The organism is Kitasatospora sp. HPM-01-4, from assembly GCF_051374625.1.
Lineage (GTDB): Bacteria > Actinomycetota > Actinomycetes > Streptomycetales > Streptomycetaceae > Kitasatospora.
Map to the genome: position 1 here is coordinate 3159059 of NZ_JBPQGP010000005.1, position 23252 is coordinate 3182310.

Consider the following 23252-nt stretch of genomic DNA (forward strand, 5'->3'; position numbering starts at 1 on the left):
AGCGCAGGGCGCACCGCCCGAGGGGGGCCGGCTCAGATGAGTTCGATCAGGTCCGCGACCGAGTCGACCACCCGGCCGGGACGGTAGGGGAAGCGCTCGACGTCCGCCGCGTCGGTGAGTCCGGTGAGCACCAGGATGGTCTCGAGACCGGCCTCCATGCCCGACACGATGTCGGTGTCCATCCGGTCACCGATCATCGCCGTGGTCTCGGAGTGGGCACCGGCGGTGTTCAACGCCTCGCGCATCATCAGCGGGTTGGGCTTGCCCACGAAGTAGGGCTCCACACCGGTCGCCTTGGTGATCAGCGCCGCGACCGAGCCGGTGGCCGGCAGGACGCCCTCGGTGGACGGGCCGGTCTCGTCCGGGTTGGTGCAGATGAACCGGGCGCCCGCGTTGATCAGCCGTATCGCCTTGGTGAGCGCCTCGAAGCTGTAGGTGCGGGTCTCGCCGAGGACCACGTAGTCCGGGTTGTTGTCGGTCAGCACGTACCCGGCCTGGTAGAGCGCGGTGGTCAGCCCGGCCTCGCCGATGACGTACGCGGTGCCGCCGGGCCGCTGCCCCTTCAGGAACTTCGCGGTCGCCAGGGCGGAGGTCCAGATGCACTCCTCCGGCACATCCAGGCCCATCCCGGCCAGCCGGGCGCTGAGGTCCCGAGGGGTGTAGATCGAGTTGTTGGTCAGCACCAGGAACGGCTTGCCGGACTCCCGAAGACGCCGGAGGAACTCCTCCGCGCCCGGGATCGGGGTGCCCTCGTGGATGAGGACGCCGTCCATGTCGGTCAGCCAGGACTCGATGGGCTTGCGGTCTGCCACGTGCATGTCTCCAGAGGTCGTGCGTGGTGGTAGGGACGAAATCCGGCCCGTACGGAACTGCGAACCCGTCCGCCCGGGCACAACCGGGCGGTCGGGGGTGCTACTGGCTGCCCCAACGCCTCCAGCCTAATCCGCCCGCGCACCCGACCGCGGCCGGTCCCGTCGGACGGCCCCCACTGTCCACCGGCCGTGCCCGGAGCCTTCATCCGCCCCCGGCCGGCGCCCGCCGCCTCAACGGAGGCTTAAGCGGCCCCTAAGCAAGCTGATTCGACGTCAACTCCATTGCCGCACATGGATAGCGTACGGAACAGCGCGATCCCCCACCGCGCCGCCGCCGAACCGCCCCCACCGGTCCGGCGGTTCACCCGACCCCCGGGTACCGGCCCCGCGCCCACGATCCCCCCTCCCCGGCGCGTCCGGTACCCGGGTCCACCACCCCGCCGGTCCGCGGACGGTGCCCCACCCCGGGCGCGGCCGTCCCCGCGGACCGGCGGCCGCGTGCCCGGCCGGGGGCGGTGGGACGGGCGCGTGCCTGGGCGAAAGCCCGACGGGCACGTGATTGAGTAGCGCCATGACCAGCAGCACGTCCCACTCCCCGTTCCGCGTCGGTCTGATCGGCTACGGTCTGGCCGGCTCCGCCTTCCACGCCCCGCTGATCGCCACCACCCCCGGCCTGCGGCTGGACGCGGTGGTCACCGCCAACCCCGATCGCCGGGCCCAGTTGCAGCGGGACCACCCGGGTGCCCGTCCGCTGGACACGCCCGAGCAGCTGCTCGCCGAGGCGGACCGGCTCGACCTGGTGGTGATCGCCTCGCCCAACCGCACCCACATCCCGCTGGCCCGGGCCGCGCTGAGCGCCGGCCTGCCGACCGTGGTGGACAAGCCGCTGGCGGCCACCGCCGCCGAGGCCCGCGAACTCTGCGAACTGTCGGAGCGGACCGGGGTGCTGCTCTCGGTGTTCCAGAACCGCCGCTGGGACGGCGACTTCCTCACCGCCCGCCGACTGGTGGAATCGGGTGCGCTGGGCCGGGTGCACCGCTTCGAGTCGCGGTTCGAGCGGTTCCGCCCGAAGCCCAAGGCGGGCTGGCGGGAACTGGCCGACCCGGCGGAGGCCGGCGGCACCCTGTACGACCTGGGCAGCCACCTGGTGGACCAGGCGCTCACCCTGTTCGGTCCGGTGGAGTCGGTGTACGCGGAGGTCGACGTCCGGCGGGACGGCGCGGTGGTGGACGACGACGCCTTCCTCGCCCTGACCCACACCGGTGGCGTCCGCTCGCAGCTGTGGACCAGTGCGCTGGCCCCGCTCGCCGGGCCGCGGCTGCGGGTGCTCGGGGACACGGCCGGGTACGTCAAGTTCGGCATGGACCCGCAGGAGACGGACCTGCGGGCGGGCCGGCGGCCCGACGACGGCGGCGCATGGGGCGCGGACAACCCCGCCGCATACGGCACCCTCGGCACCGACGACTCCTCCGCCCCGCTCCCCACCGACCCGGGCGACTACCCCGCCTACTACTCCGGCATCGCCGCCGCCCTCGCCGACGGCACCCCGCCCCCGGTCGATCCCCGGGACGCCGTCGCCACCCTCGTCGTCCTCGAGGCCGCCCGCGCCTCCGCCGCCACCGGCAACGTCGTCCGGCCGCTCCAGTAGCCGCGCGGAGCGACTCCCCGGGGGCGCGGGGCCCTGCCCGGTCGGCCGCGGGCACGACCGGCCCGCGATGGACCCGTGCGGCTCCCCGCGCCCCGGGGCGACGCTGACGGCGGGCCCGGGGAACTCCGGTGCCCGGGTGGGCGGTCGGCCTCACGGTTCCCCGCGCCCCGGCCATCCCGTACCATCGCCGCTGAGTACCGTTCACCGCCCGGAAGGAGGGCCCGCAGTGTCGTTCATCGCCGCACTGCTCGGCCTGCTCCGGGTTCTGACGGGCGAGCTGCTGGTCGGCCCCGCCCCTCTGACGGCGGTCGCGGCCACCGCGACCCTGGTGCTGCTGGCCGGTGTCGCCGCCGGTGTGCTGACCACCGGCCGCGTGCTCGGGGCGGGCGCCCCGGCACTCGTACGGTCGGGAGTGCTGCGCAGACGCGCGTTCCGGACCGCCTTCCTCCCTCAGCGTGATCCGGACGCCCGGGGCCGCCGCCGGCCCAGGGCACCCGGCGCGGCCCCGGCGGCCGCGTAACTCCCGCTCCTGTCAACGGCCCTGCGCGGCCGCCCTCCGCCGACCTCTCAGCACCGGCACCACGAGTGCCACGAGACCCCGGAGGGCTCGCTCCACCATGTCCGTCCTCACCCTGCTCGACCCCGCCGTACACCTGGCCCACGATGTCGTCTCGGCCCTCGCCGGCCTACTCCCGACCGCGCTCGCCATCGTCGTCTTCACGGTCTGCGTACGCCTCGCGCTGCACCCGCTCGCCCGGGCCGCCGCGCGCGGCCAGAAGGCGCAGGCGCGGCTCGCCCCGAAGATCGCCGAGCTGCGGCGCAAGCACGCCAAGCACCCGGAGAAGCTGCAGGCCGAGCTGGCGGAGCTGTACCGCGCGGAACAGGCCTCACCGTTCGGGGGGTGTCTGCCCGGGCTGGCCCAGGCGCCGTTCTTCTCGGTGATGTACCGGCTGTTCACCACACCCAACGACCTGCTGCACCACACCGTGTTCGGCGTACCGCTCGGGCTGCACGTGAACGCCGCGCACGGCCAGGGCCAGCTGCTGGTCTTCGGCCTGCTGTACGCGGCCCTGGCCGGCGTCGGGTACCTGTCGTTCCGCAACGCCCGCCGGGCGGTGACGGATCCCACGGCGCCCGGTGCGGCACTGCTGCCGTACCTCTCGTTCGGCACCGTGCTGTTCGCCACGCTGGTACCGCTGGCGGCGGGGATCTACCTGCTCACCACCACCACGTGGACCGTCGCCGAGCGCGCCTTCCTCCACCGGGACGCCCGGCCGGCTCAGCCCCTGGCGGTCCAGCCAGCGAGGTAGCCGTCGATCTCGGCGACCAGTCGGGACTTGCCGCCCTCGTCCAGGAAGGACGCCTCGACGGCGTTCCTGGCGAGGGCGGCGACCCCGGCCTCGTCCAGGCCGAGCAGGCGGGCGGCGACCGCGTACTCGGTGTTGAGGTCGGTGCCGAACATCGGCGGGTCGTCGCTGTTGACCGTGACGAGCAGGCCCGCGTCGACCATCTGCCTGATCGGGTGGTCCTCGATCCGCTCGACGGCCCGGGTGGCGATGTTGGAGGTCGGGCAGACCTCCAGCGGGATCCGGTGCTCGCCGAGGTGGTCCAGCAGTGCCCGGTCCCTGACCGCCTGGGTACCGTGGCCGATCCGCTCGGCGCCCAGCTCCCGGATCGCCTCCCAGACCGACTCGGGTCCGGTGGTCTCGCCGGCGTGCGGGACGCTGCGCAGCCCGGCCGCCCGGGCCCGGTCGAAGTACGGCTTGAACTGCGAACGCGGCACGCCGATCTCGGGACCGCCGAGGCCGAAGCTGACCAGGCCCTCCGGTGCGAGGTCGACCGCGAGCCGGGTGGTCTCCTCGGCGGCCGCGTGCCCCGCCATGCCGGGGACGTCGAAGCACCAGCGCAGGACCACGCCGAAGTCCCGCTCCGCGGACTTGCGGGCGTCCTCGATCGCCTCCATGAAGGCGACGTCCGGGATGCCCCGGCTGACCGAGGAGTACGGGGTGATCGTCAGCTCGGCGTAGCGGATCTGCTGGCGGGCCATGTCCTCGGCGACGCCGTAGGTGAGGGTGCGGACGTCCTCGGCGTCGCGGATCAGGTCGACCACGCTCAGGTAGACCTCCACGAAGTGCGCGAAGTCGGTGAAGGTGAAGTACTCGGCGAGCGCGACGGGGTCGGTGGGCACCTTCGACCGGCCCCGGTACCGGGCGGCGAGCTCCGCGACTATCCGCGGCGAGGCCGAGCCGATGTGGTGGACGTGCAGCTCGGCCTTGGGCAGGCCGGCGATGAACGCCTCGATCCCGTTTCCACCGTCTGACACGCCACTGCTCCCTGCTCGAACCTGCCTGGCCTCGGATCATTCCACGATTCGGGGGAAGCGCCCGTCACCGGGGTTTTGTCTGACAAATCCCGCCGGGGGTCGAGCCCTGGAGCGCCTATGACCCGAACACCACCGTCACCGTGTGGATCAGCAGCCCGGCGAGCGCGCCCACCACCGTGCCGTTGATCCGGATGAACTGCAGATCGCGCCCGACGTTGGCCTCGATCTTGCGCGAGGCGTCGTCGGCGTCCCAGCCGGCCACGGTCTCGGAGATCAGCGCCGTGATCTCCTCGCGGTAGGTCTCCACCACGTACTGGGCGGCGTCCTGCAGCCAGCCGTCGGTCTTGGCCTGCAGCTTGGGGTCGGTGGCCAGCCGCTGCGCGAACGACCGTACGCCGTCGCGGATACGGCGGCGCAGTTCGCTCTCCTCGTCCTCGGCGGCGGTCACCACGAGCGAGCGGACGGCGGCCCAGGACGAGGCGATCAGCTCCTGGACCTCGGCGCGGGCGAGCAGGTCCGCCTTGGCCCGCTCGACCCGGGCGATGGTCTCCGGGTCCTGCTGGAGCTCGGTGGCGAAGTCGGCGAGGAAGCTGTCGACGGCTCCGCGGGCGGTGTGCTGCGGGTCGTCCCGTACCTCGGTGACGAAGCGCACCAGCTCCTTGTAGACCCGCTCGCCGACCTGGTGGTCGATGAACTTGGGCGTCCAGCCGGGGGTCTTCTGGGTGACCCGCCGGACGACCTCCTCGTGGTTGTCGGTCAGCCAGTCGTGCGCCCGGACCGCGATCAGGTCGACCAGTCCGTGGTGGCCGCCGTCGGCGATCACCTTGCCGAGCAGCCGCCCGGCCGGCTCGGCGACGGAGGTGGCGGCGGCGCGGCGGGTGACGGCCTCACTGACCACGGCCTGGATGTCCTCGTCGCGCAGCACCGCGAGGACCCCGCGCAGCGCGGCCGCCGCCTCGGTGGTGACGCGTCCGGCGTTGCCGGGCGCGGCCAGCCATTCGCCGAGCCGCCGGGCGATGCCGATCTTGGCGAGGCGGCCGCGCACCACGGGGGCGGAGAGGAAGTTGTCGCCGACGAAGTCGCCGAGCGTCCGGCCGAAGGCGTCCTTCTTGGTCGGGATGATCGCGGTGTGCGGGATCGGCAGCCCGAACGGCCGCCGGAACAGCGCGGTGACGGCGAACCAGTCCGCCAGCGCACCGACCATCCCGGCCTCGGCGGCAGCCGCGACGTACCCGGCCCAGGCACCCGCGCCCGCGGATTCGGCCCAGGCCGTCAGGGCGTAGACCACGCTCACGAAGGCCAGCAGGCCAGTGGCGATCCGCTTCATCCGGCGGACGCCCCGGCGCTTCTCCTCGTCGGCTGCGGTGAAGCTCACTCCGGCAGACAGTCCGACTTTCTCATCAACGCTCACCCGGACAGTCTGCCCCGCGGCCCTGCGCGGGCGGCCTCTTCCGCCTGCACCGGGCCCGATGAGCCGCGCACCGGCCCCGGCGCACCGGGTCCTTCCCGTACGGTCCCGTCACTCCCGCGGGCGGCACGGGCGACGGCGTCCGCCCTCCCCGGGGCGCTCCGGCGAGCGAGTCTCACCCGAAAGGAGGAACGGCACTCGTCGACGGTCCGCGTCCCTCAGGCGGGCGGGTGGTCAGCCGTGCGGGCCCCGGCCAGCAGCGCCGTCACCCCGCGGCGGGGACGGTAGCCGAGCACCTCGCCCGCCCGCGCCGACACGTACACCCGGTCGATCGACGTCGGCAACGCCCAGCCGTGCCGGCCGAACCCGGCCGCCACCTCGGGGATGCGCCGGGTGATGAGGTCGGCCGGATCGTGCCGCAGCTGCCCGCCGTCCTCCACCCGCCACGGATACGGGCCCGCGATGTTCAGCACCCCGGCTGCCTCCCCGGGGCCCCGGACGGCGAGCAGGTGGGCCTGCGTCACATCGGCCATGTCCACACCCCGGTAGAGCCGGTGCCTGGCCAGGACCGCCGGCGGTTCGGGGAAGCACCGGGCGATGCGCAGGCACACCGTGCTCATCGCGCCGGCCGCGGAGAGCACCAGGCGTTCGGCCGCGAGCTTGGTCTCGTCGTAGATGTCGCGCGGCCGGCAGACGAGGTCCTCGGTGACCCAGACCGCCTCGTCCACCGGCTCCAGCGCGTGCCCGTACACCGAGGTCGAGCTCGTGTAGACGAACCGGCGCACCCCCGCGGCCGACGACGCCTCCAGCAGGTCCCGGGTCGCCGTGACGTTGATCCCGTGGAACTCGTCCTCCGGGCACACCCCGACGTGCGGCGCGTGCAGGGCCGCCGTGTGGACGACCGCCCCGGCCCCGGGCAGTGCGTGGCGCCAGGCCGCGGGGTCGCGCAGGTCCGCCACCACGGTCGTGTCGGGGGACGGCCGGCGGTCGAGGCCGACGACCGGGCAGCCCGCGGCTCTGAGGCGGCGCACGATCGCCGAACCGACCAGCCCGGCGGCCCCGGTCACCACCACATGACCCGGCTGCTGCATCACGGACACCCTCCCCGGCGTGAACTCGACGGCACGACCCACCGCTTGAGCGTAGGGCCTCCCGGGGGCGGGGGTGTCCGCCGCGTCCGGTCCGGTGGGGACCTCAGCGGACGAAGCAGTCCGAGTCGGCCGACCTGACGGCGAGCAGATCGGCCACGGCGCCCAGCAGACTGCCGGCCACCGGGACGGACATGCCCCTGAGGTGGTCGAGCTCGTGCAGGGCGTCCTCGCCGGGGTGGTAGAGCATGCAGGACACTCCGCACGCCTCGGCCGCCACGGCGTCGTCCGCGCTGTCCCCGATCATGAGGACCCGGTCCGGGCTGACGCCGAGCTTCGCGAGATGGCGGTCGAGGTGCGGAGCCTTCCGTCCCGCCTGCGTGCCGACCAGCCCGTCCACTTCGGCGAAGTAGTCGAAGATGCCCATCTTCTGCACCAGCGGCACCAGCCTCTCGTGGGGGTGCATCGACAGCAGCGACTGGCCGCCGCCCGACTGCTTCCACGACTCCAGCGCGTCGGCGGCGTCATGCGTCAGCTCGATGCTTCCGCGGCGCCGCGCGTACGACTCCTGGAAGTGCCGGTCCAGCATGCTCTGCTCGGTCGCCGTCAGCGTCCGGCCGGCCAGCCGGTCGTAGAAGACCGGGATCGGCTGGGTGAAGTGCCGCTGGTACGCGGCCCGGGTGACGGGCGGGAGGCCCATGGCGTCGAAAGCATCGATCGTCGAGTCGATGAGGGCCCGGTTGTCGCCGAAGAGAGTGCCGTTCCAGTCCCACACGATGTGATCCACGATCACCCGCCCGGTCACACTGCCTCCTCAAGATACGAGTCCTGGCGTTCCCGCCGTGCGGCGCCGGAGCAGCACACCAGTCCGGCGGCGCACAGCACCGCGACCAGACCCGAGTAGCCGTTGAACGAAGCGCCCAGACCGGCCACGGTGATGACGGCTCCCACGCCGAAACTGGCGATGGTCGTGCCGAGATAGCACCAGATGAAGAAGAACGAGACCGCCTTCCCCCTGCTGGCGGCGTCGCTCTGGACCGCGATGAGCTGGATGGCACCCTGCAGCCCGAACCCCTGGCCCACACCGCAGATCACCGCCGCGGCCGCCATGACGGCCAGGCTCGACAGTTCGACGGCGGCTATCAGTGCCAGCGAGCCGACCGCGGTCCACACCAGGCCCAGCCTGATGGCCGCGATGTCACTGCGCCGCAGCCGCATGGCGCCCGCGACCGCCGACAGGACGAAGCAGACGGAGACCAGTACGCCTTCGACCGCCCCGTTGCCGACGCCGATGACGGAGTCCAGCACCACCGACCCCAACGAGGCGAGCAGGCCGCCGGAGGAGAAGGCGCAGAAGCCCGCGAGCAGCGCGGCGGGACCGGACCACCCTCCGGTGAGCGCGCCCAGGACGCGGCGCAGCGGGACGCGTTCCCCGGTGTCCTGACCGAGGCCGGCCGGGATCCGCATGAACGGCATGATCGCCAGCGTCGCGGCGATCTGGATCACCCACACGAGCTCGCCGCGCCATGGCGCGTACTGCAGCAGCACCCCGCTCCACAGCGGGCCGGCCGCCAGGCCGACCGCGTTCGCGGAGGTGGTGAGGCGGCCCACCGTCTTGTTGACGCCCGACATGTCCAGTTCCGCGAGCAGTACCGGGACCACACCGGTGAACAGGCCGAGCACCACGCCCTGGAGAAGGTGCCCCCCGAACAGTGCGGCCGGTCCGGTCGCGGCCAGGAACAGCAGGTCGGCGAGGATCGAGAGCCCGCACGCGCTCACCAGGACGTACCGCTGCCGGATGGTCAGCGGCACCAGCACGAGCCCGGCCAGCACGCCCACCACGTAGGTCGCGAAGAGCATGCTGACCGTCGCCGACGTGATGCCCATCGTGTTCTCGTACAGCGGGTAGAGCGGGGCGGGCAGCCCACTGGGCATGTGCAGCAGCGTCAGTCCGAAGGCGAGCACCAGTGCGGCCCGCAGGGAGCCGTCCCGCGCTCCCGTCCGCGTCACCGGGCCCCCTCGGGCAGGCGCAGCGGTGCGGCCAGGTCCGGGTTCCCACGCCACTCCTTGGGGAGGTGCGAGACGTCGCCGATGGCCTTCAGGACCGTGCGGTCGCCCTTCATGTGCAGGTGCGACACCGAGCCGACCGCCACGTTGCCGATCTCCCGGTAACGCGACGGCGGGAGCCCGAGGAAGAAGGACAGGACCAGACGGACCGGCGCCTTGTGGGTGACCACGGCCACCGCCGGCGCGGCGAGTGCCGCGTCACGCACCGCCGCGACCGCCCGCGCGGCGACCTCCAGTCCGGACTCGCCGCCCGGCGGGGTGAAGAGGGCGGGATCGGACTCCCAGCGCTCCAGCGCCTGCCGGTCCTCCAGGTCGCCGGGCAGGCGGTCCTCCCACTCCCCGAACGACAGCTCACGCAGCCGCTCGTCGAGCAGGACGGGAAGCCCCCGTGCGGCGGCGATCGCCTCCGCCGTGTGGACCGCGCGCGTGGACGGGCTGGACACCACCGCGCCGATACCGTCCAGCGCGGGGTGCAGTGCGGCCAGCCCGGCCATCTCGCGGCCGACCTCGGTGAGTTCACCCTCGTGCGCCCCGCAGAACCGGCCCTGGACCGTGCACCGCGTCTGGCCGTGCCGGATCAGTACGACCCGGCCGCGCAGCCCGGCCACGGCCGCCTGACTCTGGTCCATCAGCTGTCCTCGTCCGCGCTGAGGTCGATGCCCAGCGACGAGGCCAGCGCCCTGGCGACGTACTCGTCGCACTCCGGGGGCAGCGGGTGCAGTCCGGGTGCCAGCGCAGACGCCTGGGGCAGGACGTTGAGCAGTGCGAGCACCTGGCTGGCGAAGGTGACGTCCATGACCTCGCTGGCGTTGCCCCGGCCGGCGGCGAGATTGACGATGTTGCCGCCGCCGAGGAGGGTCAGCTTCCGGCCGTCGTCCAGCTCGAGGATCTCGGTGCCCTGCGGTGACAACGGCTGGCGCTTCGTCATCCCGTACAGCGCCGCGACGTCCAGCTCCACCGGGAGGTGTCCGCCGTTGGCCAGCACCGCACCGGACTTCATCACCGCGAAGTGCTCGCGGTGGATGACCCCGGCCGCTCCCGTCACGGTGCAGAAGAAGTCGCCCACCGCCGCGGCCTTCGCCATCGGCAGGACCTCGAAGCCGTCCAGCACGGCCAGCAGCGCCCTGGTGGCATCGACCTCGGTGACGATCACCCGGGCGCCGAGGCCGCGCGCCTTGGCCGCGACCCCGGTGCCCACCCGGCCGTAGCCGGCGACGACGAACACCTTGCCGGCCAGCATCCTCCCGCTGACCGTGGCGATGGTCTCCACCAGCGACTGAGCGGTCCCGTGCGGGTTGTCCACCGCGTGCTTGCCGAACGACTCGTCGCTCTTGACCACGGGAAAGCGCAGCTTGTCCAGGTCCTCGAGGACGGTGAGGCCGTCCGGCGTCTTCTCCGAGGCCAGCACCGGCGCGGGCACGTCGGCCAGTTCGCCGTGGAGCGCGCGGATCATCACCGCGCCCTCGTCGAGCACCATCGTGGGGCCCTGCGGCCAGGCGCGCAGGGCCGCGAGCGCCCCGAGCCTGAGGTCCTCCTCGCTCATCCCGCGGCGTCCGTGCACGACCACACCGGACCGGCGCACCAGCTCGGCGATGTCGTCGTCGGTCGTGCTGGTGCTCGACGCGGCCCACACCAGCTCGGCACCGAGCTCCACCAGCGTGTTGACCTGCACGGCCGTCTCGGCCGTGACATGCCCGCAGAGCGCGATGCGCTGGCCGCCGAGCGGCTTGTCCGGGCCGAGGTCGCTCCGGATGGCGGCCAGTACCGCCATCCGGTCACCCGCCAGCTCCAACCGGACCGCAGCGCCGCTGAGTCGGCTGCTCTCAGCTTCCTCAACCATGCTTCACTCCGTTCCGTCGTAGTCGATGCCCATCGCGACGAGCTTGCGGCGCGCGACCTCCTGGTCCTGCTCGCCGCTCACCTCGTGCAGACCGGGCTGCAGCGCGGCCGCGTCCCGGCCCAGCCGAAGGGCGGCCAGCGCCTGGTTGGCGAAGGTCACGTCCATGACCTCGCTCGGGTTCCCCTCGGCCGCGTCGAGGTTGACCAGTCCGCCGCCCGAGAGCAGGTCGACGTAGCGTCCGCCGGCCAGGACGTGCCTGCGGACGTGCGGCCTCACCTCACGGACCTCCTCGGTCCGCGCCTGGAGGTCGGCCAGGTTGATCTCGGTCACCGAGTGCCCGGTGTTGCAGAGCACCGCCCCGCTGGGCAGGAGGTCGAGGTGGTGTCCCCTGACCACGTCCGGGTACCCCGTCGCCGTGCACAGGATGTCGGCGACCGCCGCCGCCTGCCGCAGCGGCAGCACCTCGTACCCGGCCAGCCTGGCCTGGACCGCGGTGGTCGCGCTGCGGCAGGTCACGATGACCCGCGCGCCCAGACCGGCGGCCCGCAGCGCCACGCCGCGGCCGACGTGGCCGAAGCCCACGACGACGAACCGCTTGCCGGCGATCAGCGCGCCGGTGGCCCGGAGGATTCCGTCCACGGTGGACTGGCCGGTTCCGTAGGTGTTGTCCACCTCCCACTTGGTGACGATGTCGTTGACCGTCACCACCGGGAAGTCCAGGCGGCCCTGCCGGTTCCACTCGCGGACCCGCCGGCTTCCCTCGGTGGTCTTCTCGGTGGCGGCCAGCAGCTCGGGGAACCGGGCGCGGTCGCCGAGGACCGTCTCGATCAGCCGGCTGCCGTTGTCCAGCACCAGGGTCGGCCCGGACGGGAAGGCGGTGAGGGCCTCCGCCGCGGCCTCCTCGACCTGCCGGGTGGTGATGCCCCGCCGGCCGAAGACCCTGACGCCCTGGTCGGCCAGCGCGGCGGCGACGTCGTCCTGGGTGGACACCTCGTCGCCGCCGGTCCAGGCGACCTCCGCGCCGGCGGCGAGCAGCAGCTCGACCAGTACGCCGGTCTCCTTGGTGAGGTGGATGCAGCCGCTGATGCGGTGCCCCTCGAGCGGCCGGTTCACGGCGGCCTCGGCCTGGATGGCGTCCAGTACCGGCATCTGGCTCCGGGCGAAGTCAAGCGACTCCCGTCCGCGCCGGACGAGTTCGGCCGACGGAGAAGTCACCCGCAGGCTCATGTGCGCGCCCCCGACAGGGCGGTCTGGCAGCCGCAGTCGACGCCTTCCACACTCTCGGGCAGCGCCTTCACCAGACGGCGGACGATGTCCAGCACCCGGTCCGAGTCCGCGCTGAACGCCTTGAGCACGCCCTCGTGCGAGACCGCCTCGGCCTCCTCGCCGGCGATGACCTCGGCCGCGGCGACGTCGTAGTCGGTGATGTAGGAGAGGTTGGCGTAGCAGAGCTCCAGCTCCCGGGCCAGCACGACCTCGGGGTACTGGGTCATGTTGACCAGGTGCCAGCCCTGCGAGCTGAACCAGCGGCTCTCGGCGGTGGTCGAGAAGCGCGGCCCCTGGATCACCACCATGGTGCCGCTGGGGTGCACCGTCGCGTCGGCGCCGACCAGCGCCTCGGCGGCCAGCGAGCGCATCCGGCCGCAGTAGGGCACGGCCGAGCTGATGTGCGCCGCCGCGCTGCCCTCGAAGAAGGTGTCCGCACGGCCCGTCGTCCGGTCGACGAATTGGTCGACGAGGACGAAGTCCCCCTTGCGGTAGTCCCGCTGGAGGCTGCCGACCGTGTTGAACGCCACGATCTGCCGAACGCCGATCTCCTTCAGCGCCCACAGGTTGGCGCGGTAGGGCACATTGGCGGGCAGGTAGTCGTGGTTGCGGCCGTGCCGCGGCAGGAAGGCGACCTTCTGCCCGGCAACCTCCGCGATGCTGATCGGCGCGCTGGTCTCACCGTAGGGGGTGGAGACCTCCACCTCCTTGGCACCGTCCAGGAATTTGTAGAAACCGGTGCCGCCGATGATCGCTATCGTCGCTTCGGACATGTACGTACTCCTTGCACATATGAAACTTCGTCAATTGATAAAAAACATGGGCCACTTATCCATGCGCGATGGCAAGTAGCGTTCAGGAAAGGCCGGTTCCGACCGCTTCGACCACACGCTGGGCGAGGCCGTCGGCGGCGGACTCGGCGAGGAACTCGCCGTAGATCCGGACCCCGCCCTCGGTGGACGAGGGCCGCAGGAGCAGCCACTGGCCCCGGCCGAGCCAGAACTTGACCCCGTCGGTCTCGGTGACGGCCGACACGGAGCGGTCCAGCCGGCTCTCGGCGAGGGCCTTCAGGCCCGCCTCGCGCAGCGCGGCGTTGTCCGCGACGCCGTCCACCTTCGCCTCGAACCAGCTCAGATCGCCCACCCGGGCCCGCAGGTCGTCGAGCAGGCTCGCCACCGAGAGTTCGGTGGCACCGAGCAGGTCCGCGAAGAGCGCGATCGCCGCGAACGGATCGCGGTCCACGCCGTACTCGGCGAACGCCAGGTCGCCGACGCTCCCGCCGGCGGCGTCCGCCAGCCCGGCGGCGAGCTGCGGCGACAGGTGCTTGAAGCCGATCCCGAACTCCTTCACCGGGGCGCCGATCCACCGGGCCACCCGGCGCACCGCGGTGCCGGCGGACGCGGTCACGGCGACACCGCGCCGCGGCGTACCGTAGCCCGCACGGTGCCGGTGCTCCAGCAGCAGCGCGAGCAGTTCGTGCGACTGCACGGTCCGCCCCCGCTCGTCCACGACGTACACCCGGTCACCGTCGCCGTCCAGGACGATGCCGAGGTCCGCGCCCCGGTCGAGCACCTCGCCGGTCACCCGCCGGCGCGAGGCCGGGACGGAGGGGTCGGGCACCAGCCCGCCGAAGTCGGGGGCGGGGAGGTGTCCGACGGCGTGGACGTCCCAGTTCAGCTCGGAGCACAGCCGGGCGGTGGGACCGCCCGCGATGCCGCCCAGTCCGTCGACCACGACGCTCAGCCGCCTGGCCGGGCGCCGGGGGAGCCGGGAGAGCACCTCCTCGATGTGCCGCCCCACGACCGCGTCCCCGCCCTCCGCCTCCGCCACCGGATCGGCGTCGGCTCCCGCCCCTGCGAGGGCGTCCTGGAGCCGACGGCCGAACAGCTCGTCGGTGGCCCGCTCCACGGCCTTCGGCGGCGGACAGCCAGGCGCCGCCTTCACCTTCAACCCGTTCCAGCGGGGCGGGTTGTGACTCGCCGTCACCAGCAGTGCGAGGTCGGCCTCGCCGAGCCGCACCGCGGCGGTGGCGGTGGGGGTCGGCAGGTGCGGCACCAGCCGCACCTGCCGGGCTCCGGCGGCCTGAGCGGCCCGAACGACCGCCTGTGCCGCCTGTGCGCCGAACCGGCGCCCGTCATGGGTGACGAGCACCCTCGGGGAGTTCGCGACGACCTCGACCACGCATCCGGCCAGCAGGCCCGCAGAGGCCGGGGTGAAGCTCTCGCCGATCACCCCGCGCCAGCCGTCGGCACTCGACCGCAGCCGCAGTGCCGTGTTCATCTCAGTCATGTCCCGTTCCCGGCTCGGATGCCGACGCCTTCCTGATCAGGGGGTTTCCGTGATCAGGCCCCTTCGGTTGATCAGGTGCCGACGCGCCAGTCGGTCAGGTAGCCGGTCTGGCTGTCGGTGAGCCGGTCGATCTCGATGCCGTAGGCGTCCAGCTTGGCCTGGGCCACCGTGTTCTCGATCCAGCGCGGGATCTCGTGCACGTCGGGGCTGAGACCGGCGGCGTTCTCCACGAGGTACTTCACCGCGAGGGCCTGGGTGGCGAAGGTCATGTCCATCACCTCGGCGGGGTGCGCCTCGGCGGCGGCCTGACCCACCAGCCGGCCCTCGGCGAGCAGGAGGATGCTCTTGCCGTCGGACAGCTTGTACTCGACGCAGTTGGGGCGGATCTCCTGCCGGCTGACGGCGGCCTCCGCCAGCGCGGCGACGGCGATCTCCACGTCGAAGTGGCCCGAGTTGGCGACGACGGCGCCGCTCCTCATCCGCTGCATGTGGGCGAGGGTGATGGCGTCGCGGTTGCCCGTGACGGTGACGAAGACGTCGCCCAGCGGGGCGGCCTGGTCGATGGTCATCACCTGCAGGCCGTCCAGCTTGGCCTCCAGCGCGCGGATCGGGTCGACCTCGGTGACGATCACCTGCGCGCCCATGCCGCGGGCCCGCATCGCCACGCCGCGGCCGCACCAGCCGTAGCCGACGACGACCACGGTCGACCCGGCGAGCAGGATGTTCGTGCCACGCAGGATGCCGTCGATGGTGTTCTGCCCGGTGCCGTACCGGTTGTCGAACAGGTGCTTGGTGGCAGCGTCGTTGGTCGGCAGGACCGGGTAGCGCAGGGCGCCGTCCTTGGCCATGTTGCGGATCCGCAGGACACCGGTCGACGTCACCTCGGTGCCGCCGATGATGTTCTCCAGCAGCTCCGGGTGATCGTTGTGGATCTTCGTGGTGAGGTCGGCCCCGTCGTCGACGATGATGGTCGGCCGGATGCCCAGCACACCCTGCACCTGCTTGTAGAAGGTGTCACGGTCGCAGCCGCGGATCGCGAACACCTCGGCGCCGAGGTCCCGCTGGATGGAGGCGGCGACATCGTCCTTGGTGGACAGCGGGTTCGAGGCACACAGCGCGAGCTCCGCACCGCCGGCGACCAGCGCCTTGCACATGTTCGCGGTCTCGGTCGTCACGTGCAGGCACGCCGCGATCCGCTGCCCGAGGAACGGCTTGGACTCCGCGAAACGCTCCGTCAGCGCCGCCAGGACCGGCATCCGGCTCGCCGAGTAGTCGATCTTGAGTTTGCCCGCGTCGGCGAGCAGGGGGTCACGCAGCATGCTCATGGGTCGAGTGCTCTCTTTCCTTGTATTCGACAGCCGGGTCACTGTCGGGCTACTGGGGTGCGGACGAGGTCCGATGGACGGAGGCCCACGTCACGGCACCAGATCGGGAAGCCGGGCGAGCCGACCACGGGCACCGACCGCACCGACCGCGAGCGCTCCGCTCGCGTTGGCGACGGCCAGTCGTTGGACGGGCTCCAGCCCGGCCAACCGGGCGAGCAGATAAGCGGCGGAGAAGGCATCGCCCGCCCCGGTCGGATCGACGACGGGCACGCGTCTTGCCGGGACGGCCCACTCCGAGCCCCGGTGGCGCAGCGCGGAGCCGTTCTCACCGGAGGTCAGCACCAGCTCCGGGCGCAGGGCGTCCGACTCGATGGCGGGCAACCGCTCTGCCAGGTCGCCGTGTTCGGCACGGTTGAGGAAGAGCACGTCGCAGTGCGGCACCACCTGCTCGGCGACGGGGTCGCGGGAGTAGATGCCGCCGGGCGTCCAGCACAGGATCGGCGCCGAGGCCATCTTGGCGGTCACGCGCTCGATCTCCCGAAGCACCTCCCGGCTCGGGTCGAACAGCATGACGGCGTCGAAGTCCTGCCGCAGCGCCGCGTCCTGTACGTCGGACGCGGTCAGCAGCTCGTTGGCGCCCCGGGACAGCAGCATGTAGTGCTTCTCGCCGAACACCGGGATCACGACCCGGCCCGTGGGCTCCTGCTCGTACCTCCGCACGCCGGAGACGTCCACCCCGCGCCGCAGCAGGTCGGCCAGCAGCAGATCGCCGTCGGCGTCGGTGCCGACCGCCGCGACCAGGCTCACCGACATCCCCAGGGCGGCCAGGGCCGAGGCGCAGTTGCCGGCGTGCCCGCCGACGTCCGTGGTGGCCTTGCGGACCAGCACCGCGCCCTCGTCGGGCGGCTCGGAGTCCACGTTCAGGATCAGGTCGACGTTGAGCGAACCGATGACCAGGACCCGGGCCTTCGCGGCCGTCTCCCGTAACGCCTGCCCGGCCGCCTGTGGCAGCACCACGTCGGTCACCGAGCCTGCCTCGCCCCGTCGCCGGAGACGACCGCGATGCCGCTGATCTCCACCAGGCAGCCCTCCTCGGCCAGCCGGGAGACCTCGACCAGCGTGCTCGCGGGCGCCGGGCGGCTCAGCACCCGGTTGCGCACGGTGGAGACCGCCTTGAAGTCCCGTGCCACGTCGTGCACGTAGATGACCAGGTTGACGAGGTCGGCGAGGTCCGCGCCCGCACCGTTGAGCACCTGCCGGATGCGCTCGAAGACGATCTCGGCCTGTGCTCCGGCGTCACCCGGCGCGAGGACGTTGCCCTGGTCGTCGGTGGCGACCTGGCCGCTGACGAAGACCAGCCTGTCCGTGGCGGACACGGAGAGCGCCACACCCGGTGAGTACAGGCCGATCGGTTTCGAGTGCCCGTCCGGAACGATGGCCGTCACGTCGGTCGTCAAAGCACAACCCTTTCCGGGAAGAGTCCGTAGGTGGAGGTCATGGCGGCCAGCTGGACCTGTCTGATCTCGACGTTGGGCGGTAGCTCGAACAGTCCGGCGACGACCTCGGCCACCTCGGCCGCGGTGAGTGCGCCTTCCCGTGTTCCGGGGCCGGCCTCGGCCTGACTGCCCTGGAAGTAGGTGTCCACCCTGCTCGGAAGCACCGCGCTCACGCGGACTCCGCTCGCCCGCACCTCCCGCCGGACGACCTCCAGCAGCGCGCTCATCCCCGACTTGGACGCGGAGTACGCGGCCCGTTCGGCGAAGGGGTGCAGCACCGAGTCCGAGAGCATCCCCACCAGCAGCCCGTGTCCGTGCGCGATGAGATGCGGGAGCGTCTCGCGCAGTACGTGGTAGGTGCCGTCGAGGTTGGTCCTGATGGTCGCGGACCAGTCCTCGGGGTCGATGTCCGCCAGCGGGGACCACACACCGCGGCCCGCGTTGAGCACCAGCCCGGCCAGTCCCTCGGCCGCGTCGATCGACTCCGCGGCCGACGCGACCTGCCCGGCGTCGCCCACGTCGACCGTGGCGGTCCGCACCCGGGCCCCCAGCGCGCGGGCCTGCTCGGCCGTGTCGGCGAGCGCGTCGGCACTGCGGGCCCACAGGACGAGGTCGAAACCCCGTCCTGCGAGCGCCATCGCAGTGGCCCCGCCGATGCCCCGGCTCGCGCCGGTCACCAGCACCCATCCCCGTCTCGCCGTCATGTCCGGTCCTCCCGGACATCGTTGGCGAGGACCCGGCCGGGGGTGGTCTCCATCCTGGTCGAGACGGGCTCGACCAGCTCGGGTGCGAAGTCGGCCAGGATCTGGAAGGCCAGATCGACGGACTTCACCGAAGTGCTCGGGTCGCCGCCCACCGAGCGGATCCGGCCGTCCCGCACCAGCCCCTGGGCGACCTCGCCCACGGGATAGCTCCGCAGCAGGTCCCCCTTGGTGTGGTGCACCGCGATACGGCGCTCCCGCGCCAGGCCGGCCCCGGCGACGAGGAGCGCGCCGGAGCACACCGCGTAGATCGCGGCCCCCCGGGCGTCGGCGGCCCGCAGCAGATCGGTCAACTCCGGTTCCGCTGAAGCGTTCTGCGCACCGCGGCCGCCCGGGACCACGACGACGCCGGCTGTCGCGGCCGCGTCGAGCCCGTCGTCCACGGCGAACCGCACACCACCGGAGCCGGTCACCTGCGGTTCGCTCGCCACGATACGGACGTCCAGCCTGGGCCCCCGCGAGCTCTCTCCGCTCAGGGAAGCGGCCTTGGCGAGCACCGAGTACCCCCCGAACAGGTCCAGCTCGTCGACCTGCGGGTAGGCCAGGAGCACGACCTCGATGACGTCCGTCCGCATGTCCGGCTCCGGTGGTGTCCCGGTCACTTCTCGGCCATCGCCTCGGTCACGGCGTCCAGCTGGCGGTACGCCTCGGCGACGTCCTCGCTGGTGTAGCTGGGGTGACCGCCGGCCGGGGACTTGAGCACCTTCACCGCCGCGGCGGAGAAGCCGCCGAAGCCGACCCGCCGGGCGGCGGCCGCGATGCGGATGAGGTCGATGATCACACCGGCCGCGTTGCTGGAGTCCTGCACCTTGAGCTTGAGGTCGATCGACACCGGGGTGCCCGCCCAGCCGAGGCCCTCGATGTTCAGCATCGCGACCTTGTGGTCCTTCAGGTGGGCCACGTAGCCGGCGGAGGGGATGACCTCGACGTTGCTGGTGTCGACGCCCTCCTGCGCAAGGGCGTTGATCTTGGACTGACGCTTGCTGGCGCCGCGCTCCCGCAGGTTGCGGAAGTCCTCGTTGCCGCCCAGGTTCAGCTGGTAGGAGCTGGCGAGGGAGAGACCGCGCTCGCTGAGCAGCCCCAGCAGCGCCCGGTGCACGACCGAGGTGCCCAGGTGGCTCGCCAGGTCGTCACCGATCAGCGGGACGCCGGCCTTCTCGAACTCCTCGAGCAGCTCGGGCGTCCGAGCGACCAGCTCGGGGGTGCAGTTGACGAACGCGACCTTCGCCTCCAGCGCGGCGCGGGCGTAGGCGATGGCCGCCCACTGCAGGCCGGTGGGGAGCGAGTACAGCAGAACCTCGGCCTTGCTCTCGCGCAGCCGCTCGACGATGCGGCGGAAGGCCGGCGAGGACGGGTCCGCGTCCTCCTCGGTCAGGCCGGCGTCCACCGAGAAGCCCGGGTCCGGAAGCTCGACGCCCAGGAGCGGGTAGTTGTTCGGCTCGGCCAGGGCGGCGTCCTTGAACGGGACACCGACCTTGTTCGGGTGGAGGTCGAAAGCCGCGACGAACGTCAGGTCGCTGACACCTATGCCACCGATACGGGGCCGCTTGATACCGGGGAAGTCAGCCTCGGCGACTCCCTCGGCACTCATCTTGCGGTACAGCTCCGCTCCCTGGAAGAGCGCGGAAATGTTGTTGCCGACGCCCGCGACAGCAAGGCGAATCGATTCTGCCATGTGTGTCACCGATACCTTTTATCAGGAATAAGTTAAGGAGTGCATCATCATCCTGCAAATCCACACCGGAGGGTGGATATAAACGCCGACTTCCGCAAACAATCAGAATCAGAATTCCTGGACAATTCCAGGATTACCGCAGCCGCGCTCCAGAGCTTCTTCGAGGAGAAGCTGCGCGGCATGCCCGGCGGAGAAGTCGGCGACACCGGTCGAATCCATCTCGACACCGCGAGCGATGCGGGTGAGAACGAATTCGTAGGGGTTCATCGAGTGCGGCCCGAAATTCGTCACCGAAGGTGCGAGAGGCTCCCCGGTGACCACGGTGAGGGTCGCGCTGCCACTGTCCGGGTTCGCGGACAGCACGGCGTACCCCTTCGTCCCGTGCACCACCACGCGCAGCGCCCGGCGCCCCGCCGAGACCCTCGACACCAGCACACGGGCCCGCGCCGGGCCGTCCGTGTCGGCCAGCAGCACATCGGCGATGTCCTCGGTCTCGCACTCCACCACGCCGCCCTCATGGGAGCGCCGCGGCCAGGCCACCGAGGAAGTGCCCGCCACCACGGACCAGGCGCCGGGCGCCAGCCATCCGAGGAGGTCGAACATGTGCACACCCTGGTCCCCCAGGGTGCCCGCACCGGCGGTCTCACGCCGGTGGCGCCAGGGCCAGGCGGTGGTCGGCCCGGCCAGGAAGTCGTGGTGGAACTCCAGGTCGACCCGCACCACGGTGCCGAGATCGCCCTGGGCGCACACCTCGCGCAGTCGACGCAGACCGGGGTTCACCCGCCACTGGAAGGTGACGAAGGCGCCGTTCGCGGCGGCCTTGGCCCGTTCGACGAGGAGCGCGGTGGCCTGGGCACTGCTGGCCAGCGGCTTGTCACTGAAGACGAGCAGGCCGGCCTCCAGCCCCGCACTGATGAGCGCTTCGTGCGTGTCGGGAGGACTGACCACGGCCAACGCGTCGATACCGCCGTCGGCTATGGCCTGAATTGGATCATCGCTTACCTGCGGCACACCGTACCGCTCAGCCAGGTCAAGCGCGCGCGCCTTGTTCTTCTGGTAACCCAGAACCTCGACGGAGGCATCCGTGCACTCGGTTAACCACCCGAGATGCGTCTCCCCAAAACCGGCTCCGACCAACATGAAGCGCAACGTGCTTCCCTCTCGGTGCATTACGAAGGTGCTTGCTGATCTCCGGGGCGCACCCCGGCCGTGCTCTTGTAAGTTATATGAACCATTCGGCCGACTCAAGCGATCTTTGGTGGTTTAAACGGAACGCAAGCGGCACATGTGCACTGACCTGCAAGTCCGTGACCTTTGCAAACCGGTCCGGTGGCCGGTTTTGACCAATGCATGACCGGTTCTGATCGCTTGCCGAGGTTGTTGATCTTGCACGGGGTGCCGGCCGCTCATCGCGGCCGACCGGCGGGCGAGCGTGAGGCCCCGCCGGAGCGTCCGCCGGGGCCTCGGGAAGCCGGGCTCAGCCGATCGCGACCTCCGCGTACATCCGGGCGATGACGTCCTCGATCGCCGGCTCGCGGACCGAGAGGTCAGCGAGCGGGTAGCGGTCCGCGACGGCGGCGACGATGGGCGCGGCGCTGGTCCGGGCGGGGAAGGCGAGCCACTGCCGCGGGCCCTCGACCCTGACCACCCGCGCCCCGGCGACCTCGATCGCGGGCCCGGCCTCGGCGAGGTCGACCACCAGGGTGCGCTCGCTCCGCCCGGCGGCGTGCAGGCCCTCCAGGCTACCGTCGTAGACCACCCGGCCGTGGTCGATCACCATCACCCGGCCGCACAACTGCTCGATGTCGACCAGGTCGTGGGTGGTGAGCAGCACGGTGGTCCGCCGCTCGGTGTTGACCTCGCGCAGGAACTCCCGGACCCGGGCCTTGCTGACCACGTCGAGGCCGATGGTCGGCTCGTCCAGGTAGAGCACCTGCGGATCGTGCAGCAGGGCGGCGGCCAGGTCCCCCCGCATCCGCTGCCCGAGCGAGAGCTGGCGCACCGGGGTGTCCAACAGGCCGCCCAGGTCCAGCAGTTCGACGCAGCGGTCGAGGTTGGCCCGGTACCGGGCGTCGGGGATCCGGTAGATCCGGCGCGCCAGCTCGTAGCTGTCGCGCAGCGGCAGGTCCCACCAGAGCGTGGTGCGCTGGCCGAAGACCACGCCGATCCGCCTGGCCAGCCTGACGCGTTCACGCGCCGGATCGACCCCGGCGACCCGCAGGCGTCCGCTGCTGGGCACCAGGATGCCGGTGAGCATCTTGATGGTGGTGGACTTGCCGGCCCCGTTGGGACCGATGTAGCCGACGCACTCCCCGGCGTCGATGCCGAAGGTGAGCCCGTCCACGGCGTGCACCTCGCGCTTCTCCCGGCGCAGCCGTCCGGCCCTGGTGCGGACGGTGAAGCTGCGCCGGACATCCTGCAGTTCGATCATGCTCACGGTTGAACTCCTCTGCGGTGAAGGTCAGTTGCCGGTTCCCCGGTATGCGCGCAGCCCGGCCCGCCAGGCCAGTGCGGCGGCCAGGACGCAGAGCGCGGCGGCGAGGGGGGAGGCGTACTGGAAGGCGGTGGGCAGGCCGAGCGGGTCGGGCTTGCCGAGGATGCGCAGCGACGGCAGCCAGTTGACGAAGGCCAGGGGCACACCGAAGACGGCTCCGGCGACGAGTTCCTTGGCGAAGACGGTCGGCGGGTAGTGGATCAGCGTGGCGCCGCCGTAGGTCAGGGAGTTCTGCAGCTCCCTGGCCTCGCCCCACCAGAACTGCAGGGTGGCGCCCCCGACGAAGATGGCGCCGAAGATCACCGTGCCGGAGGCCAGCATCAGCGGCACCAGCAGCACCCGGTCGGCGCTCCAGTGCACCGGCAGTGCGGTGAGCGACCAGGCCAGCACGGCGGCGGCCTGGAACGGGCGGCCGAGACGGCGCAACGAGAAGCGCTCGGCGCAGAGTTGGGCGAGCGCGGGCGCGGGCCGGATCAGCATGGTGTCGAGGGTGCCGGTGCGGATCCGGTCGCCGAGGGCGTCCACACTGCCGACGAACAGGTTGGCCAGTCCCAGGGCCAGGCCCGAAGTCCCGTACAGGAAGCCGAGTTCGGGCAGCGACCAGCCGCCGAGGCGGTCGGTGTGCCGGAACATCAGCAGCAGTACGACGAAGTCCAGCGAGGTGACGGCGAAGTTGGCGATGAGCATCAGGTAGAAGGAGGCCCGGTAGGCCATGATGGCGCGGGTCCACATGGCGGCGACCAGGAACCAGGAGCGCAGC

Annotated in this window: 23 protein-coding genes; 3 read left to right on the forward strand and 20 right to left on the reverse strand. The window is 71.8% G+C overall.

What is annotated here, in order from left to right:
- Window positions 1-32: 32 nt before the first annotated feature.
- A complete protein-coding gene (locus ACSMTC_RS13355; RefSeq protein ID WP_436559902.1) occupies window positions 33-812 on the reverse strand; it encodes an HAD-IIA family hydrolase in 780 nt (259 codons plus the stop codon).
- Between the two features lie 571 nt (window positions 813-1383).
- Between ACSMTC_RS13355 and ACSMTC_RS13360 the strand changes: the two genes are divergently transcribed.
- The 3 genes from ACSMTC_RS13360 to ACSMTC_RS13370 all read left to right on the forward strand — a co-directional run bounded on the left by ACSMTC_RS13360 (window position 1384) and on the right by ACSMTC_RS13370 (window position 3770).
- A complete protein-coding gene (locus ACSMTC_RS13360) occupies window positions 1384-2460 on the forward strand; it encodes a Gfo/Idh/MocA family oxidoreductase (RefSeq protein ID WP_436559903.1) in 1077 nt (358 codons plus the stop codon).
- A gap of 226 nt (window positions 2461-2686) precedes the next feature.
- Window positions 2687-2980, forward strand: coding sequence for a DUF6412 domain-containing protein (locus ACSMTC_RS13365; protein WP_436559904.1), 294 nt, complete (start codon window positions 2687-2689; stop codon window positions 2978-2980).
- A 97-nt stretch (window positions 2981-3077) separates the two neighbouring features.
- Window positions 3078-3770 carry a YidC/Oxa1 family membrane protein insertase gene (locus ACSMTC_RS13370; RefSeq protein ID WP_436559905.1) on the forward strand — a complete coding sequence of 231 codons (693 nt, stop codon included), beginning with the start codon at window positions 3078-3080 and terminating at the stop codon, window positions 3768-3770.
- Here ACSMTC_RS13370 and ACSMTC_RS13375 read toward each other — a convergent pair.
- The 19 genes from ACSMTC_RS13375 to ACSMTC_RS13465 all read right to left on the reverse strand — a co-directional run bounded on the left by ACSMTC_RS13375 (window position 3740) and on the right by ACSMTC_RS13465 (window position 23224).
- Window positions 3740-4783: an adenosine deaminase gene (locus ACSMTC_RS13375; protein WP_436559906.1), complete on the reverse strand. Its 1044-nt coding sequence runs from the start codon at window positions 4781-4783 to the stop codon at window positions 3740-3742. The two genes, ACSMTC_RS13370 and ACSMTC_RS13375, sit on opposite strands and share 31 nt — an antisense overlap.
- Window positions 4784-4898: 115 nt before the next feature.
- Window positions 4899-6158 carry a DUF445 domain-containing protein gene (locus ACSMTC_RS13380; protein ID WP_436559907.1) on the reverse strand — a complete coding sequence of 420 codons (1260 nt, stop codon included), beginning with the start codon at window positions 6156-6158 and terminating at the stop codon, window positions 4899-4901.
- A 251-nt stretch (window positions 6159-6409) separates the two neighbouring features.
- Window positions 6410-7282 carry an NAD-dependent epimerase/dehydratase family protein gene (locus tag ACSMTC_RS13385; RefSeq protein WP_436559908.1) on the reverse strand — a complete coding sequence of 291 codons (873 nt, stop codon included), beginning with the start codon at window positions 7280-7282 and terminating at the stop codon, window positions 6410-6412.
- 103 nt (window positions 7283-7385) lie between these two features.
- A complete protein-coding gene (locus ACSMTC_RS13390) occupies window positions 7386-8084 on the reverse strand; it encodes an HAD family hydrolase (RefSeq protein ID WP_436559909.1) in 699 nt (232 codons plus the stop codon).
- On the reverse strand, window positions 8081-9289 hold the full coding sequence (locus ACSMTC_RS13395) for an MFS transporter (RefSeq protein WP_436559910.1): 1209 nt from the start codon (window positions 9287-9289) through the stop codon (window positions 8081-8083). The genes ACSMTC_RS13390 and ACSMTC_RS13395 overlap by 4 nt, the downstream gene beginning before the upstream one ends.
- Window positions 9286-9975, reverse strand: coding sequence for a histidine phosphatase family protein (locus tag ACSMTC_RS13400; protein ID WP_436559911.1), 690 nt, complete (start codon window positions 9973-9975; stop codon window positions 9286-9288). Before ACSMTC_RS13400 ends, ACSMTC_RS13395 begins: the two co-directional genes overlap by 4 nt.
- Window positions 9975-11186, reverse strand: coding sequence for an adenosylhomocysteinase (locus ACSMTC_RS13405; RefSeq protein WP_436559912.1), 1212 nt, complete (start codon window positions 11184-11186; stop codon window positions 9975-9977). Before ACSMTC_RS13405 ends, ACSMTC_RS13400 begins: the two co-directional genes overlap by 1 nt.
- A gap of 3 nt (window positions 11187-11189) precedes the next feature.
- A complete protein-coding gene (locus ACSMTC_RS13410; RefSeq protein ID WP_436559913.1) occupies window positions 11190-12401 on the reverse strand; it encodes an adenosylhomocysteinase in 1212 nt (403 codons plus the stop codon).
- An 8-nt stretch (window positions 12402-12409) separates the two neighbouring features.
- Window positions 12410-13225 carry an S-methyl-5'-thioadenosine phosphorylase gene (locus tag ACSMTC_RS13415; RefSeq protein ID WP_436559914.1) on the reverse strand — a complete coding sequence of 272 codons (816 nt, stop codon included), beginning with the start codon at window positions 13223-13225 and terminating at the stop codon, window positions 12410-12412.
- A gap of 82 nt (window positions 13226-13307) precedes the next feature.
- Window positions 13308-14741, reverse strand: a complete 1434-nt coding sequence (locus tag ACSMTC_RS13420; RefSeq protein ID WP_436559915.1) for a phosphohexomutase domain-containing protein — start codon at window positions 14739-14741, stop codon at window positions 13308-13310.
- A 71-nt stretch (window positions 14742-14812) separates the two neighbouring features.
- Window positions 14813-16066, reverse strand: coding sequence for an adenosylhomocysteinase (locus ACSMTC_RS13425; protein WP_436559916.1), 1254 nt, complete (start codon window positions 16064-16066; stop codon window positions 14813-14815).
- 90 nt (window positions 16067-16156) lie between these two features.
- Entirely contained in the window at window positions 16157-17092 is a 936-nt protein-coding gene (locus ACSMTC_RS13430; RefSeq protein ID WP_436559917.1) for a carbohydrate kinase family protein, read from the reverse strand.
- Complete coding sequence (locus ACSMTC_RS13435; protein WP_436559918.1) at window positions 17089-17523, reverse strand: RidA family protein; 435 nt, start codon at window positions 17521-17523, stop codon at window positions 17089-17091. Before ACSMTC_RS13435 ends, ACSMTC_RS13430 begins: the two co-directional genes overlap by 4 nt.
- Entirely contained in the window at window positions 17520-18266 is a 747-nt protein-coding gene (locus ACSMTC_RS13440; protein ID WP_436559919.1) for an SDR family oxidoreductase, read from the reverse strand. The genes ACSMTC_RS13435 and ACSMTC_RS13440 overlap by 4 nt, the downstream gene beginning before the upstream one ends.
- Window positions 18263-18898 carry a DJ-1/PfpI family protein gene (locus tag ACSMTC_RS13445; RefSeq protein WP_436559920.1) on the reverse strand — a complete coding sequence of 212 codons (636 nt, stop codon included), beginning with the start codon at window positions 18896-18898 and terminating at the stop codon, window positions 18263-18265. Before ACSMTC_RS13445 ends, ACSMTC_RS13440 begins: the two co-directional genes overlap by 4 nt.
- Window positions 18899-18921: 23 nt before the next feature.
- On the reverse strand, window positions 18922-19998 hold the full coding sequence (locus ACSMTC_RS13450; RefSeq protein ID WP_436559921.1) for an inositol-3-phosphate synthase: 1077 nt from the start codon (window positions 19996-19998) through the stop codon (window positions 18922-18924).
- Window positions 19999-20106: 108 nt separating this feature from the next.
- Window positions 20107-21138: a Gfo/Idh/MocA family protein gene (locus ACSMTC_RS13455; protein ID WP_436564673.1), complete on the reverse strand. Its 1032-nt coding sequence runs from the start codon at window positions 21136-21138 to the stop codon at window positions 20107-20109.
- A gap of 337 nt (window positions 21139-21475) precedes the next feature.
- The gene (locus tag ACSMTC_RS13460) at window positions 21476-22429 is read right to left on the reverse strand and encodes an ABC transporter ATP-binding protein (protein WP_436564674.1); all 954 of its coding nucleotides are present in this window, start codon (window positions 22427-22429) and stop codon (window positions 21476-21478) included.
- A gap of 30 nt (window positions 22430-22459) precedes the next feature.
- Window positions 22460-23224 carry an ABC transporter permease gene (locus ACSMTC_RS13465; RefSeq protein WP_436564675.1) on the reverse strand — a complete coding sequence of 255 codons (765 nt, stop codon included), beginning with the start codon at window positions 23222-23224 and terminating at the stop codon, window positions 22460-22462.
- Between the last annotated feature and the right edge of the window lie 28 nt (window positions 23225-23252).